19 protein-coding genes are annotated in these 13,168 nt (G+C 31.0%); 11 read left to right on the top strand and 8 right to left on the bottom strand.

Annotation, left to right across the window (positions count from 1 at the left end; all coding sequences use genetic code 11):
- Window position 1: 1 nt before the first annotated feature.
- The 5 genes from FMM56_RS04420 to FMM56_RS04400 all read left to right on the top strand — a co-directional run bounded on the left by FMM56_RS04420 (window position 2) and on the right by FMM56_RS04400 (window position 2,738).
- Window positions 2-682, top strand: coding sequence for a restriction endonuclease (locus FMM56_RS04420; protein WP_150207867.1), 681 nt, complete (start codon window positions 2-4; stop codon window positions 680-682).
- On the top strand, window positions 679-1,698 hold the full coding sequence (locus tag FMM56_RS04415) for a DNA adenine methylase (RefSeq protein ID WP_150151590.1): 1,020 nt from the start codon (window positions 679-681) through the stop codon (window positions 1,696-1,698). The genes FMM56_RS04420 and FMM56_RS04415 overlap by 4 nt, the downstream gene beginning before the upstream one ends.
- Before the next feature lie 101 nt (window positions 1,699-1,799).
- Window positions 1,800-1,949: a hypothetical protein gene (locus FMM56_RS09405; RefSeq protein WP_411675390.1), complete on the top strand. Its 150-nt coding sequence runs from the start codon at window positions 1,800-1,802 to the stop codon at window positions 1,947-1,949.
- Between the two features lie 114 nt (window positions 1,950-2,063).
- A complete protein-coding gene (locus FMM56_RS04405) occupies window positions 2,064-2,408 on the top strand; it encodes a hypothetical protein (protein WP_150139873.1) in 345 nt (114 codons plus the stop codon).
- 3 nt (window positions 2,409-2,411) lie between these two features.
- The gene (locus FMM56_RS04400) at window positions 2,412-2,738 is read left to right on the top strand and encodes a hypothetical protein (RefSeq protein ID WP_150207865.1); all 327 of its coding nucleotides are present in this window, start codon (window positions 2,412-2,414) and stop codon (window positions 2,736-2,738) included.
- 56 nt (window positions 2,739-2,794) lie between these two features.
- Here FMM56_RS04400 and mreC read toward each other — a convergent pair whose 3' ends face one another.
- The 8 genes from mreC to FMM56_RS04360 all read right to left on the bottom strand — a co-directional run bounded on the left by mreC (window position 2,795) and on the right by FMM56_RS04360 (window position 8,974).
- Window positions 2,795-3,544 carry a rod shape-determining protein MreC gene (gene mreC, locus FMM56_RS04395; protein ID WP_150139875.1) on the bottom strand — a complete coding sequence of 250 codons (750 nt, stop codon included), beginning with the start codon at window positions 3,542-3,544 and terminating at the stop codon, window positions 2,795-2,797.
- Window positions 3,534-4,574 (bottom strand): rod shape-determining protein, encoded by a 1,041-nt coding sequence (locus FMM56_RS04390; protein WP_150139876.1) that lies wholly within the window; start codon window positions 4,572-4,574, stop codon window positions 3,534-3,536. The genes mreC and FMM56_RS04390 overlap by 11 nt, the downstream gene beginning before the upstream one ends.
- An 11-nt stretch (window positions 4,575-4,585) precedes the next feature.
- Entirely contained in the window at window positions 4,586-5,860 is a 1,275-nt protein-coding gene (gene clpX / locus FMM56_RS04385) for an ATP-dependent Clp protease ATP-binding subunit ClpX (RefSeq protein ID WP_150139877.1), read from the bottom strand.
- Complete coding sequence (gene lpxA / locus FMM56_RS04380) at window positions 5,853-6,641, bottom strand: acyl-ACP--UDP-N-acetylglucosamine O-acyltransferase (protein WP_150151581.1); 789 nt, start codon at window positions 6,639-6,641, stop codon at window positions 5,853-5,855. The genes clpX and lpxA overlap by 8 nt, the downstream gene beginning before the upstream one ends.
- On the bottom strand, window positions 6,641-7,081 hold the full coding sequence (gene fabZ / locus FMM56_RS04375; RefSeq protein ID WP_150139879.1) for a 3-hydroxyacyl-ACP dehydratase FabZ: 441 nt from the start codon (window positions 7,079-7,081) through the stop codon (window positions 6,641-6,643). The genes lpxA and fabZ overlap by 1 nt, the downstream gene beginning before the upstream one ends.
- Window positions 7,082-7,232: 151 nt before the next feature.
- Window positions 7,233-8,309: an epoxyqueuosine reductase QueH gene (locus FMM56_RS04370; RefSeq protein ID WP_150180375.1), complete on the bottom strand. Its 1,077-nt coding sequence runs from the start codon at window positions 8,307-8,309 to the stop codon at window positions 7,233-7,235.
- Between the two features lie 6 nt (window positions 8,310-8,315).
- A complete protein-coding gene (gene bcp, locus FMM56_RS04365) occupies window positions 8,316-8,771 on the bottom strand; it encodes a thioredoxin-dependent thiol peroxidase (protein ID WP_150180374.1) in 456 nt (151 codons plus the stop codon).
- Window positions 8,768-8,974, bottom strand: a complete 207-nt coding sequence (locus tag FMM56_RS04360) for a tautomerase family protein (protein ID WP_150139882.1) — start codon at window positions 8,972-8,974, stop codon at window positions 8,768-8,770. The genes bcp and FMM56_RS04360 overlap by 4 nt, the downstream gene beginning before the upstream one ends.
- A gap of 119 nt (window positions 8,975-9,093) precedes the next feature.
- Here FMM56_RS04360 and ilvE point away from each other — a divergent pair, with 119 nt between their 5' ends.
- Genes ilvE through ybeY form a run of 6 tightly spaced genes read left to right on the top strand, consistent with a single transcriptional unit; the run spans window position 9,094 to window position 13,153 of the window.
- Entirely contained in the window at window positions 9,094-10,008 is a 915-nt protein-coding gene (ilvE, locus tag FMM56_RS04355) for a branched-chain-amino-acid transaminase (RefSeq protein ID WP_150139883.1), read from the top strand.
- A gap of 9 nt (window positions 10,009-10,017) precedes the next feature.
- Window positions 10,018-11,079 carry a prohibitin family protein gene (locus tag FMM56_RS04350; RefSeq protein ID WP_150139884.1) on the top strand — a complete coding sequence of 354 codons (1,062 nt, stop codon included), beginning with the start codon at window positions 10,018-10,020 and terminating at the stop codon, window positions 11,077-11,079.
- A gap of 8 nt (window positions 11,080-11,087) precedes the next feature.
- Window positions 11,088-11,615, top strand: coding sequence for a DUF2393 family protein (locus FMM56_RS04345; protein ID WP_150139885.1), 528 nt, complete (start codon window positions 11,088-11,090; stop codon window positions 11,613-11,615).
- A 1-nt stretch (window position 11,616) separates the two neighbouring features.
- Complete coding sequence (locus tag FMM56_RS04340; protein WP_150139886.1) at window positions 11,617-12,129, top strand: DUF2393 family protein; 513 nt, start codon at window positions 11,617-11,619, stop codon at window positions 12,127-12,129.
- A gap of 8 nt (window positions 12,130-12,137) precedes the next feature.
- Window positions 12,138-12,752, top strand: coding sequence for a recombination protein RecO (gene recO / locus FMM56_RS04335; RefSeq protein ID WP_150139887.1), 615 nt, complete (start codon window positions 12,138-12,140; stop codon window positions 12,750-12,752).
- Window positions 12,749-13,153 carry an rRNA maturation RNase YbeY gene (ybeY, locus tag FMM56_RS04330; protein WP_150139888.1) on the top strand — a complete coding sequence of 135 codons (405 nt, stop codon included), beginning with the start codon at window positions 12,749-12,751 and terminating at the stop codon, window positions 13,151-13,153. Before recO ends, ybeY begins: the two co-directional genes overlap by 4 nt.
- The last annotated feature ends 15 nt before the right edge of the window (window positions 13,154-13,168 follow it).

The raw sequence follows: 13,168 nt of genomic DNA, 5'->3' as shown, positions 1-13,168 counted from the left end.
AATGAAAAAGACTAAAACGCAACTTTTCTTAGAACTTGCAAAACCAGATAAAAATGGAATCTCAAGATGGGTGAATGTCAATGAATTTATAGGAGATTATAAAGATTTGGCATTGGGAAATGGTGGAAGTTGGTGTAGAGCTAATAGCACTTTGGCTAAAAAATATAATATAGAATTTGATAAAAGCAAAACAAGTGGAAATTCTATTGATAGAATTAAGCTCAATGGTTTTAATAAAACGCAACAATTTTCACAACACATAAGAAAAGATATAAAAGATTTTTATAAAAATAAAAATTGTGTAATGCTTGGTGTAAATGGTAAAAGCGAAAATACAAAAATAGAAATAGACCATAAGAATGGACGAAAAAATGATTTTAGAATAAGCAATATAAAAACGCAAAAATTAGAGGATTTTCAGCCACTTTGCAAGGCGGCAAATGATATTAAAAGACAAATTTGTAAAAAATGTAAAGAAACAAATAAAAGATGGAATGCAAAAAATATCTTAGGCAATCCCTATGAATTTTATCAAGGCGATGAAAATTATAATGATGAAATTGGCTGTGTAGGTTGTTATCAATATGACCCAGTGCAATATCGCAAAGAGAGCATAAAGAAAATTGCCAAAGAAGCGAGTGATTTTATAATGCAAAAACTTTACTCACAAGATAAAAAATGAATTATATAGGCTCGAAGTTTAGGCTTTCGGATTTTTTGTTTGAAAATATTGATAACACTTTAAAAGGACATAATGCAAAGCCTTTAAGTCAAAGTATTTTTTGTGATTTATTCGCTGGGACTTGCGCTGTTTCTAAGCTTTTTAAAGGTAAGGTTAAACAAATTATCGTAAATGATAAAGAATTTTATAGCTTTGTATTGGCAAAAAATTATATAGGAAATTACATAAAATTAAACGAGATTGGCAAGCTTTTGGATAGTCTAAATGACGCAACTTTATTGATTAAAGGAAAAATTTTTACTCATTATGCTTTAGGTGGTGGTGAAAATAGGCAATATTTCAGTGATGAAAATGCTAAAAAAATAGATACTATTCGCACAAAAATAGAAGAGTTAAAACAAAAAAATTCTATCGATGAAAATGAATATTTCTTTTTATTAGCCTCGCTTTTAGAATCCGCCGACAAGGTCGCAAATACAGCATCTGTTTATGGGGCATTTCTAAAACATCTTAAAAAATCTGCTCAAAAAAAATTGATTTTAAGTCCAGCTAATTTTGAAATTTGTGATAGGATAAATGAACCTCAAATTTTCAATGAAAATGCAAGGGATTTGATTACCAAAATAAATGGCGATATTTTATATTTGGACCCACCTTATAACGCTAGACAATATGGTGCAAACTATCATTTACTAAATTCAATAGCAATTTATGATGATTTTATTCCTCAAGGAAAAACAGGATTAAGATACTATGAAAAATCCGCGTGGTGTAAAAAATTGAGCGTTGAAAATGAGCTAGAATTCATCATCAAAAATGCAAATTTTAAATTTATATTTTTAAGCTATAACGATGAGGGGTTGTTAAGTTTAGAACAAATTCAAAATATCTTTAAAAAATATGGAAAATATGAACTAAGTACCAAAATACACCAAAGATTTAAAGCAGATAGTAAAAGAGCACAAAAACAAAATAGTACTATAGAATATTTGCATATATTAAATAAAGATGGATAAAACTCATACCTAAATATATTTAATTAACCCTTAATATCCACAACGGCCATTGCAAAATTTAAATCGTGAGATATACTAAGGCTTGAAGATTTAATCTTAAAATGCCTTTTAAGCTTTTTGAGAATTTAAAAAAGGGTGAGCCATTTTTATCCTTACAAATTCTTATATCAAAAAAGCTACACTTCTTAGAAATTCCAACACCCAAGGCCTTACTTAAAGCCTTTTTTGTAGCCCAAAGAATCAATTACTAAATTTAAAATTTATTTTTTTGCTTAAAATTTAATATTAATATGCCCCTTAGGGCTTGTGTAAAAAATTTTTTTATTATAAAATCAATGTCTAAATTAAATTACAAAGGATACAAAATGGCTTGCTTTATAGTCCCTGGTAGTGAAGGCATTGTTAGTGCAGTTTTAACTAAGTTGTTTAAGGGTAGGGTGAATGGAGCAAAGATTGCTCAAAGATTTTCATGGCTTACTAAACTTTCTTTTGGTGGTGCTTTTTTGTTAGCATTTGAACATTTATGGCATGGAGAAATAAGCGTAATGCCTCCTTTTTTAACGGCTATGAATAGTGCTGAAGACACTGCTGTTATGCTTGATGAAATGGCAACTGTTGGCGTTTCAATGTCTTTGGCTATAACTATAGTTTGGCTTATAATGTGCTTTGTGGCTGAAAAAATCGAAAATAGACAAGTTGCAAAGGCTTAAATTATGACTTTATTAATAACTATTTTTGCTGCGGTATTTTGCACAGCCTTATGGTACAAAAACGCCTTAGAAAGTGATATGAAACTTGGTATGCTATGCTGGATGTTTTGGAGTGCGTCAATCATGTGGTTTTGCGATGCTGTAGCTGGATATTTAGAAGAAGGTGAGGAATTTTTTAATATCAATCCTGTAGAACTTTTAAATGATTTTTATCTTGGTTTAGCTGTCGTAGCCTTGGCCTTGGTGGTGTGGATTGCTTACTTACTTTATACTGACCCAAAGGGCGTTATAAAGTCTATGTTAGTTAAAAAACAAGGTGTTAGAAACTGAATTTTTTGCAATTTCTACTTGTAGGAATTGCATTTTCTATTTAAAAAATTTCAAATTTATAATCTATCTATAACATAAACATAAGCAGGTATATTAAGCTGAGCATAAGGCTTAACTTCTGCACTTAGATAAATATCTTCATCCACGACCCTAGTTACTACCCCAACAGGAACACCAGCAAAAAAGATATTATCAAGTCCACTTGTTAAAATTTCATCCCCTACCTTAAAACTAGCCCATCTTGGAATGTATTTTACCATTATTTTACCATTATGCCCTTGTATAAAGCCGGGAGCTTTGTTATCTCCTATATAAACAGAAAAAATGCACTTTTCATCGCCTTGCAAAAGGGCCATTGGTCTTGCGTCTTTGTCTATTAAAATTCCAACGCTATATCCTTGATAAAGTAAGCCCTTATTTTTATTTGGAGTACTTTTTGTACCATCAAGCCAAACTTTAGTATAATCATTCATTTGTACATAAGAAATAACGCGAGCTAAGCTAACATTAGGTAAAAAATGCGTAGAGTTTTTATCTTCTAAAAGCCTATTTATCTCGTTTGAAAGGGTACCAACAAGCATACCTAGGCTTTCTAATTTTTCATTTTTTTCTTTTAAATTTTCAATTTGTTCTATTTGATTAAAATGTATAGAAATTTTTTCACTTACAAAGTCCTTAAAATCATATGCACTTTTAATCACATAGTCATTTACAACTAATACATTTTTTTTAATGAGTCCCCCATAATAAAAGGAGACAAATACTAAAAAAGCAAAAATTAATACATAAATTACTTTATTCTTCATTAGTTAATTGTTGCAATAATGAAATTTCTTCCAAAGCCTTACCTGTGCCTTTTGCAACAGCTAATAAAGGTTCATCAGCTATATAAATAGGTAGGCGAACAATCTCAGATAAATATTTATCCAAGCCACGAATCAATGCCCCACCACCTGTTAAAACAACGCCATTTTCAACTATATCGCTGGCAAGGTCTGGTGGCATCATTTCAAGAACGATTTTCAAAGCATCAGCTATTTCTTTTAAATGTTCTTTCATAGCATCCCTAACATCCTCGCTAGTTAATTCGATTCTACTTAATAAGCCAGTTACTTGGTCGCGTCCTTTTACTACCATGGAAAGTTCTTTTGGAAGTTGGATTGCTGAACCTATCTCCATTTTAATCTCTTCGCCTGTTCTTTCGCCTATAATTAAATTATATTTTTCTTTTACATAATTTACTATACTCATATCAAGCTTATCACCAGCTGTGCGAATGGATTTTGAAATAACTAGACCACCAAGTGATATAACGCCAATCTCAGTAGTGCCACCACCGATATCAACAACCAAATTTCCCTTTGGTTCTTGTATAGGTAAATTTGCCCCAATAGCTGCAGCCATAGGCTCTTCTATCAAAAATACCTCTCTTGCACCAGCTGTTAATGCACTTTCTTTAACTGCCTTTCTCTCAACTTGAGTTAAACCATAAGGAACTGAAATTATAATTCTAGGACGTAAAAAACTTTTTCTACGATGAGTTTTTTCTATAAAATAACGAATCATTTTTTCTGTCATATCAAAGTCAGCAATAACGCCATCTTTCATAGGGCGAATGGCTTCTATGTTGCCTGGTGTTTTACCCACCATTTCCTTAGCTTCCTTGCCAACAGCTAGAATTTTAGCCTTAAAGCCATATCTTTCGCGTTCAACCGCAACAACAGAAGGTTCATTAATCACAATGCCCTTATCCTTAACAAGCACAAGTGTATTTGCTGTGCCTAAATCTATACCCATATCGCTGGAAAAAAATCCTATAAGCTGGTCTAGTATCATTTTAACCCTTTTTAGCTGATTTTTCTTTTTATAAATAAGGCCTTTGCACCTTCGCAAACAACCTCTTTTGTAATAATAATATCATAGTCCTTATAATCTGGTAATTCAAACATTAAATCAACCATCATTTCTTCTATGATACTCCTAAGTCCTCTCGCCCCTGTTTTGCGTTCTAAGGCTAATTGAGCAATAGCCCTTATCGCATCATCTTCAAATTTCAAATTTACATCATCAATTGCAAAAAGCTTTTGATACTGCTTAATAATTGCATTTTTTGGCTCTGTTAATATCCTAATCATATCATCTTCTTCAAGCTCATTTAAGGTAGCAATTATATGTAATCTACCTATAAGTTCAGGTATCAATCCAAAATGCACTAAGTCATCAGGTTCTATCTTTTCAAGCAATTCTTTATTTTTTTTATTATCGCCTTCATCAAAAAAACCCATAACCTTGTCGCCAAGTTTGCGTTTTAAAATTTCTTGTATGCCATCAAAGGCACCACCACAAACAAATAAAATATTTGAGGTATCAATTTGTATAAAGTCTTGATTTGGGTGTTTTCGACCTCCTTTTGGTGGTATATTTACTAGTGAGCCTTCTATAATTTTAAGTAAAGCTTGTTGAACGCCTTCTCCACTAACATCTCTTGTAATAGAACGATTCTCACTCATTCTAGCAATTTTATCTATCTCATCTATAAAAACAATGCCCTTTTGAGCCCTTTCTACATCGCCATCAGCAGCTTGTACTAATCTTGTAAGGATATTTTCAACATCCTCTCCAACATAACCAGCCTCGGTTAAGGAAGTAGCATCACAAATTGCAATAGGCACATCTAAAAATCTAGCTAAGGTTTGTGCTAAAAGTGTTTTTCCACTTCCAGTAGGTCCAACTAGTAAGATATTTGATTTAAATAATTCTGTATCATCATCCTTTAAATCCAGCCTTGAACTAGCTCTAAATAATCTTTTATAATGATTATAAACACCTACGCTAAAAATCTTTTTAGCCTGTTCTTGCCCGATAACATAGCGATCTAAATAGGCCTTTAACTCCTTAGGTGTTAAATTTTTTAATCCATAATCTGAACCACCATGGAAAGTATGTCCGTGTCCATGCAAGTCTAGATTATCTAATTTTTCTAGATTATCTTCTTCACCATAAATGATACCATAAGCCCCACCGATACAATATTCGCAAATGCAAACACTATCCGTTTCATCTGCTAGAATTCTTCTATCAGCACTTTCTTCTTCGCCACAAAAATTACAAGTCTTAGCCATTTTTACCTCTATAAATAGGAATTCCTCTCTTCGTTTCAAGTATAAAATTACACATTTTTTTCACATTTTCATTATCATTTGTTTGTAACAAATTTTTAGCATTTTCTTTTAAATCACCCTTTCTAAATAAAAATTTATAAGCCTTGTTTAAAATTTCAACCTCTTCTTTATCAAATCTACGACGAAGGCCGATTAAATTTAAACTTCTAATACTAGCCCTATTGCCCTCAGCTAAGCAAAAAGGCACTATGTCTTGCGATAAGGCAGATGCACCTGCTATCATACAACCCTCACCAACCCTAACAAATTGATGAATAGGAGTAAGCCCACCAACCACGCTAAAATCTCCAATTTCAACATGACCAGCTAAGGTAACATTATTTGCTAAGATAATATTACTTCCTAAAACGCAATCATGTGCTATGTGAGAATATGCCATTATAAAAGCATTATCAGCAATTCTTGTAAAGCCATCTCCTTTAGCTGTGCCTGAATTTATAGTGCTAAATTCCCTTATAACAGCGTTTTTTCCTATAATAACCCCTGTTTTTTGCTCATCCTTATAAGAGATATCTTGTGGAATATCACCTATAATAGCATAGGAAAAAATTCTACTTCCATCGCCTATACTTGTGTTTGCTAACACCCTTGCACCTTGTTTTATAATAACTTTGTTGCCTATTTTTGCTTCTTTACTTACAAAGGCATAGGCTTCTATCTCAACCTCATCACCGATTATAGCCCCATCTTCTATGACAGCACTTGGGTGTATTTTTTGCATTATCTATCCATTATCATAGCTTTAAGTTCAGCCTGTGCGACCAAAACTTCATTTACAAGAGCCTTACCCTCAAAAACCCATAAAGCACCACGATTTTTAACTACATTCATTTCATAATCAAGCCTATCGCCTACGCGAACAGGGTTTCTAAATTTAGCATTATCAATACCAGTAAAATAAACTACTTTTTCAGCAGGATTTATCTCATCGTGCATGCTTTTAAAGGCCAAAACACCACCAGTTTGTGCCATTCCCTCTAAGATTAAAACACCAGGATAAATAGGGTGATTAGGAAAATGTCCCATAAATACAGCATCGCTAATACTTATATTTTTATAACCTTTTACAAATTCACCTATTTTTAACTCTACTATCCTATCAACTAGCAAAAAAGGGTATCTATGTGGCAAAATTGCTTGAATTTGCATTATATCAATCATAAGCTTTAAACCTTTAAAAATAACAATCTTTAATTTTACAAAAATAAATATTATAAAAGCATAAAAGCAAGGCTAAAAATTTAAAATTTTTTTTAATTTTAGTTAGCTTTTGCGTTTTTAAAAAGGTAATTTTACATTTTTAAATTAAACACTAATTAATTTTAATAATTTTTTCCCTTGTATCAAAATAAATTTCATTCCTGCAAATAAACTCATAACTTCCTTTTTTTAGTTCTTCAAAGATAATTACCCCACTAAGATTATAATCATCAAAAAGCTTTTTTCTAAGCAAAATTTCTTGTTTTATGCTAAGAGACCTTTTTAAAAAATCATTAAAATCTTTAAATTTATTCTTACAAAGGGCATTTAAAAAATTAAAATCGAGCAAAACAAGCTCATCTTTTAAGGACCTATAAATTCCTTTTATATCATCGTTTAAAGCAAATTTTGTATATGAGTTTTTAAAATGAGAATAAAATAAAATATGCGTTTTTACAGGCTTTTTATTAAATTTCACAAGTCCAAAAAGCAAGCGATAATTTAAAAATTTTTCCCTAACAAGTTCAAAATTAACGCCCTTTTTTTCTAAATTATTAAGCTTTTTATAAAAATTTTTTTTCTCTTCTATACTAGCTGGAAGAATTTGTTTATTAATAGGTGATATAAACTCAGCTATAAAATTTTTATTTTCTTTTTGTTTAGAAAGTGCATACAAGCAACCACAATAATTTTGATGGTAAAGCCTTTCTTTCTTTGCTAGGGCAAATTGTCTTTGAGTGCCACCATTTTTTCTAAAATCAGGTGCAATTACTTCGATATTATAGGGCTTACATTCCTTTTTTAAGACGTTTTCAAGTTGAGTAAAATCCTTTTTAGGACTAGTTAAAAGCGTAGTAGTAAGTTTTTTTTCGCCTATTTTTTTAGCAAATTGGGCACTTTTTTGTATCCTTATATCAAAACAAACATTACACCTCTTACCCTTTTCTGGTTCGTTTTCAAGACCCTTAACCAAATTTAGCCACAATTCATAATCATACTCACCCTTATAAAGTTTGATATTCAATTTATCACAACTCCTTTTAACATCTAAAAAGCGAAGTTCATATTCACTATAAGGGTGTATATTTGGATCGTAAAAAAAGCCTATTAAATTTTCATTTGGATAAGCTTTTTTTAACTCACTTATAAAAAAATGACTGTCCACGCTACAACAAATATGAACTAGCATTGAAATTTAAAGACTTTCTAACACTTTTAAGGCATGTTCTTTAACGCTAACCTTTTGATAAATTTGAATAATTTTTCCTTTTTCATCGATAATAAAAGTAGTTCTTATAATACCTTCATATTCTTTTCCATAATTTTTCTTAAGTCCCCAAACGCCGTAAACCTTTGATACTTCTTTGTCTTCATCGCTTAATAAAATATGTTTTAACTTAAATTTATCACTAAATTTTGTATGACTTTTCACTGAATCAGGACTAATACCTACAATTATGGCATTTTTATCGCTAAATTTATCAAAATTTTCACTAAAATCACAAGCTTGTTGGGTACAACCTGGCGTATTGTCTTTTGGATAAAAATACAAAACTATTTTTTTACCTAATAAATCTTTAAGACAAATTTCTACCCCATCGCTATTTAAAAGACAAAAATCAGGTGCCTTATCACCTACTTTTAAACTCATTTACTAGCCCGATTTTTAATTTCTTCAACGCTAATACCACCAAAACCTATATCAAAAGGGTCAATATCTTTTATCATAACCACTATTCTTTCTTTATTTTTATTGTATTTTGTGCTTAAAAGCTCAGTTATATCAGCAATCAAATTTGCCTTTTCTTCTTTGCTTAAAGCTGGTTTTGCTGTTGTAATATGAACAATAGGCATTTTATCTCCTTTAAAAATTTTTGAAAGTATAGCTTAAAATTAATAATAAATAAACTTTATTTTATTGTTAGTATAATTTTGCTAAAATCTCACATTTAAATTTAAATAAAGGTAAAATGATGATTAAGGCAGATAAAATTTGGCTTGATGGGAAGTTAGTTGATTTTAAAGATGCTACCTTGCATTTTTTAACACATTCTTTACATTATGGGAATGCTGTTTTTGAAGGTACTAGGGCTTATAAAACAAATAAGGGTTTAGCAATTTTTAGACTAAAAGAACATACAAAAAGGCTTTTAGAATCGGCTAAAATTACCCTTTTAAATTGTCCTTATTCTCAAGATGATTTAGAAAAAGCTCAAATTGAACTATTAAGAGCAAATAATTTTCAAGAAAATACCTATATAAGACCTTTGATTTTCTTAGGCGATGGTGTTATGGGACTTTACCATGCAAAAGCCCCTGTTAGAGTCGGTATAGCTGCTTGGCAATGGGGGGCTTATTTAGGAGATGAGGGTTTAGAAAAAGGCATTAGGGTTAAAATTTCAAGCCTTGCTAGAAATAGCGTTAAATCTTCTATGAATAAGGCAAAGGCTAGTGCAAATTATTTAAATTCACAAATTGCAAAATACGAAGCCGTCGAGTGTGGTTACGAAGAAGCCTTAATGCTTGATGAAGAAGGCTTTATAGCAGAAGGTACAGGAGAGTGCTTTTTTATAGTAAAAGATGGGGTTTTAATCACTCCTCCAAATGATTTTTCATTAAAAAGTATAACCCAGGATACTACCATTAAAATAGCTAAATTCTTAGGTATTGAAGTACTTAGACAAAGGATTACAAGGGACGAGGCCTACACAGCAGACGAGACCTTTTTAACAGGAACTGCAGCTGAGATTACCCCGGTTAATACAATAGATGCAAGAAAAATAGGCAATGGTACAAGAGGAAGTCTTACTAAAAAACTTCAAGATGCATATTTTGATGTAGTTTATGGACGCAATGAAAAATTTGCATCTATGCTAACTTATATTTAAAGGATTTAAATGCCAGCAGATTTAAATGATTATTTTAATAAAAAAAATTCAAACTCAAATAGCAATTCTAATAGAAATTTCAATTTTAAAGCCCCTGATTTAAATTTTAAGGGCTTTTCAAAATTATCACCATGGCTTACTATAGTTTTTATAATTATCGTTTTATTAGCCGTTGCAAAGCCTTTTGCCATTGTAAATTCAGGTGAAATGGGCATAAAGGTAACTACGGGGGAATTTAGTTCAGAACCACTTCGCCCTGGACTTCATTTTTTTATACCTATCTTGCAAAAAATCATAGTTGTAGATACTAAGGTTAGACAAATGACCTATGCTTCTGTTGAAGGCGTTAATGAAAGTTCTTTGCAAAGAGGTTCAGGTGTGATTAATAAAAGTTCAATCTCTGTTTTAGATAGTAGAGGGCTTAGCGTTTCAATAGATGTAACAGTGCAATATAGCTTAAATGAAAATGTAGTCCCTCAAACAATAGCTACTTGGAATGTAAACTGGGAGGATAAAATCATAGATCCTACAGTTAGAGATGTCGTTCGTAGCGTGGTTGGTAAGTATACGGCCGAGGAATTGCCTGCAAATCGTAATGCAATAGCACAGCAAATTAACGAAGATATAGGTAGAACTATAGCTGCATTGCCAAATCACCCCGTTACTTTAAATTCGGTTCAACTTAGAGAAATTGTTTTGCCAACAGGAGTTAAACAGCAAATTGAACTAGTACAAATTGCAAAACAAGAAGCAGAAAGAGCAGCCCAAGAAGCTATCAAAAAGGCCACCTTAGCAGAAGGCGAGGCAAATGCTACTATTATTAGTTCAAGAGGCCGTGCTGATGCTGCTAGGATTGAAGCCGATGCACAAGCTTACGCAAATAAAGAAATAGCACAAAGTTTAAATAATCCTTTATTAAATTTAAGGCAAATTGAAACACAAAAGGCCTTTAATGATGCCTTAAAGGTAAATAATGATGCTAAAATTTTCCTAACACCAGGTGGGGCAGTTCCAAATATATGGGTGGATACAAAGGATACTAAAAGGCAAAGTGCTATAAATTCAAATTAGGTAAAAAAGTGGAAAGATTAAGACAAATAGTACTTTTTTATACGAGCCATTTTTACACGGTTGATTATGCCTTAATATTATTTGTTTTTTTTCTTTTCGTTTGCATTTTATTTTTATGTGTATTTTTAAGGCATCGCCCTATTATTGCCTTAATGGTAATAGCCTTTGATATAATTGCTTGTGTTTTTGTGTATATTTATGGATATCGTTTTATTGATTTTGAGGTAAGAAAAAGAGAAATTTTTATATCTCAACAAAGGATTATACCAAGTACTGGTGCTTTAATTTTAGATTTTGATATTAAAAATACTTCAAAGCATGATTTTAATGAGTGTAGCGTCGTAGCTAAAATTTATAAAGATAGCAATAGTACTGATTTTGTCCAAGTTTATAAGGATAAATTTATAGCATATCGCAAGAAAAGCGTGAATTTAAAAGAACTTAAAAAAAATGCTAGTAAGCCCCAAAGAATTTCTTTTGAAAATTTTAACCCAGAAGGAAATTATAGTCTAAAAATTAGCTCGGAGTGTTTTTAAAATGCATTTTACTTTATTTCACTGGTTAAGCCTTTTGATTTTTATAGCCCTTTATGTTATAGCTTGTGTATTGATTTTTTTAAAGGTTAAGACAAAAAAAGAATTTGTTTTAATAGCCTATACCATAGCTACCATTTTTACAGCGATTTTAATATATTCTGTTTTTTCTATGATTAATCAATTTATAACTCAAGCTGACTTAATCAAACTAACATACGCTAGAAATTTAAAAAATGAAAGCGTTATAGTATCTGGCAGGGTTGAAAATTTAACAAAATATGATATAAAAAAATGTTATTTGCATCTTACAATTACCAATAAAAAGGTTACTGGTGGCGAGGTTTTTGATAATAAAAATATAAAAAGTGCTCAAATGAAAAATACAAGTGCTGTTTATACTATAGAGATTGTAGATTACTTGCCCGGTAATACTTACAAGGATTTTCAAGCCGAAGTCCCCTTTCCACCACAATTTAACATACCTCAATTTTATCATATCTTAAAATGTATTTAAGGGCTTAAATGCAAGGTTTTGTATTGCATACTCAAAGGGTTAAAGATGAAGATTTAATCGTTTTTATACTAAGTAAAAAGGCTATTTTTAAAACCTATCGTTTTTATGGACTTAGGCATTCAAGTATTTTAACAGGCTATAAAATAGACTTTGCCCTAGAAGAAAATTCACGTTTCTTACCTCGCTTAAAAGATGTCTTGCATATAGGCTTTTACTGGCTTTTTCAAAGGGAAAAAATGCTTATATGGCAAGATTTTATAAGACTTTTGTATAAGCATTTAAATGGGGTTGAAAGTATTGATAATTTTTATTTTGAACTTTTAAATGAGTGCGTGAAAAAATTTGATAAACAAAATCCAAAACGCATTATAATCGATGCTTATGTGCGAATTTTAGAACATGAGGGAAGACTTCATAAAAAATTTACTTGCTTTGTATGCGATGAAAAAATTACGCAAAATATAGTACTTGTAAGGGCGTTTTTACCCGCCCATTATGAGTGTATTCAAAGTTATGGTTTTAATAAGGATAAATTAAAAGAATTTTATGAAAGTAAGAATTCTTCGGTTTTTGATGATGATGAGATAAATGAACTTTATGCTTTGATTAAAGAGGGCTTATGATACTTTGTGATGAAGATTGTAAATTTTTAGAAAAAATCGCTATTTTTTTAAGCGATAAGGATATAGAACTACTTTTTGTTGATGATAAAACAATGCAAGAAATTAACAAAACTCACAGAAATATCGATAAAAGTACCGATGTTTTATCCTTTCCCTTGCAAGCCATAATACCAAATTTACCACTTGGAAGTATAGTTATAAATTTGGATTTAGCTAAAAAAAAGGCCGTGGAGTTTAATCATAGTTTAAATGATGAACTATCTTTACTTTTCATACATGCAATGCTTCATTTATTAGGTTATGATCACGAAGTAGATGAGGGACAAATGAGAAAAAAAGAAGAAGAATTAATAAAATATTTTAATCTACCAACAAGTTTAATAATAAGGACCTTGACTTAGACTAGCTATTATGCT

This window comes from Campylobacter sp. LR264d, assembly GCF_008633895.1.
GTDB lineage: Bacteria > Campylobacterota > Campylobacteria > Campylobacterales > Campylobacteraceae > Campylobacter_D.
The sequence above is the reverse complement of the archived record's forward strand: the minus strand, read 5'-3'. Positions and strand labels throughout refer to the sequence as shown.

What these genes read in the sequence shown, in the direction of transcription:
- FMM56_RS04420 (WP_150207867.1), top strand. Translation starts at nt 2, where the DNA reads ATGAAAAAGACTAAAACGCAACTTTTCTTAGAACTTGCAAAACCAGAT.
- FMM56_RS04415 (WP_150151590.1), top strand. Translation starts at nt 679, where the DNA reads ATGAATTATATAGGCTCGAAGTTTAGGCTTTCGGATTTTTTGTTTGAA.
- FMM56_RS09405 (WP_411675390.1), top strand. Translation starts at nt 1,800, where the DNA reads ATGCCTTTTAAGCTTTTTGAGAATTTAAAAAAGGGTGAGCCATTTTTA.
- FMM56_RS04405 (WP_150139873.1), top strand. Translation starts at nt 2,064, where the DNA reads ATGGCTTGCTTTATAGTCCCTGGTAGTGAAGGCATTGTTAGTGCAGTT.
- FMM56_RS04400 (WP_150207865.1), top strand. Translation starts at nt 2,412, where the DNA reads ATGACTTTATTAATAACTATTTTTGCTGCGGTATTTTGCACAGCCTTA.
- mreC (WP_150139875.1), bottom strand. Translation starts at nt 3,544, where the DNA reads ATGAAGAATAAAGTAATTTATGTATTAATTTTTGCTTTTTTAGTATTT.
- FMM56_RS04390 (WP_150139876.1), bottom strand. Translation starts at nt 4,574, where the DNA reads ATGATACTAGACCAGCTTATAGGATTTTTTTCCAGCGATATGGGTATA.
- clpX (WP_150139877.1), bottom strand. Translation starts at nt 5,860, where the DNA reads ATGGCTAAGACTTGTAATTTTTGTGGCGAAGAAGAAAGTGCTGATAGA.
- lpxA (WP_150151581.1), bottom strand. Translation starts at nt 6,641, where the DNA reads ATGCAAAAAATACACCCAAGTGCTGTCATAGAAGATGGGGCTATAATC.
- fabZ (WP_150139879.1), bottom strand. Translation starts at nt 7,081, where the DNA reads ATGATTGATATAATGCAAATTCAAGCAATTTTGCCACATAGATACCCT.
- FMM56_RS04370 (WP_150180375.1), bottom strand. Translation starts at nt 8,309, where the DNA reads ATGCTAGTTCATATTTGTTGTAGCGTGGACAGTCATTTTTTTATAAGT.
- bcp (WP_150180374.1), bottom strand. Translation starts at nt 8,771, where the DNA reads ATGAGTTTAAAAGTAGGTGATAAGGCACCTGATTTTTGTCTTTTAAAT.
- FMM56_RS04360 (WP_150139882.1), bottom strand. Translation starts at nt 8,974, where the DNA reads ATGCCTATTGTTCATATTACAACAGCAAAACCAGCTTTAAGCAAAGAA.
- ilvE (WP_150139883.1), top strand. Translation starts at nt 9,094, where the DNA reads ATGATTAAGGCAGATAAAATTTGGCTTGATGGGAAGTTAGTTGATTTT.
- FMM56_RS04350 (WP_150139884.1), top strand. Translation starts at nt 10,018, where the DNA reads ATGCCAGCAGATTTAAATGATTATTTTAATAAAAAAAATTCAAACTCA.
- FMM56_RS04340 (WP_150139886.1), top strand. Translation starts at nt 11,617, where the DNA reads ATGCATTTTACTTTATTTCACTGGTTAAGCCTTTTGATTTTTATAGCC.
- recO (WP_150139887.1), top strand. Translation starts at nt 12,138, where the DNA reads ATGCAAGGTTTTGTATTGCATACTCAAAGGGTTAAAGATGAAGATTTA.
- ybeY (WP_150139888.1), top strand. Translation starts at nt 12,749, where the DNA reads ATGATACTTTGTGATGAAGATTGTAAATTTTTAGAAAAAATCGCTATT.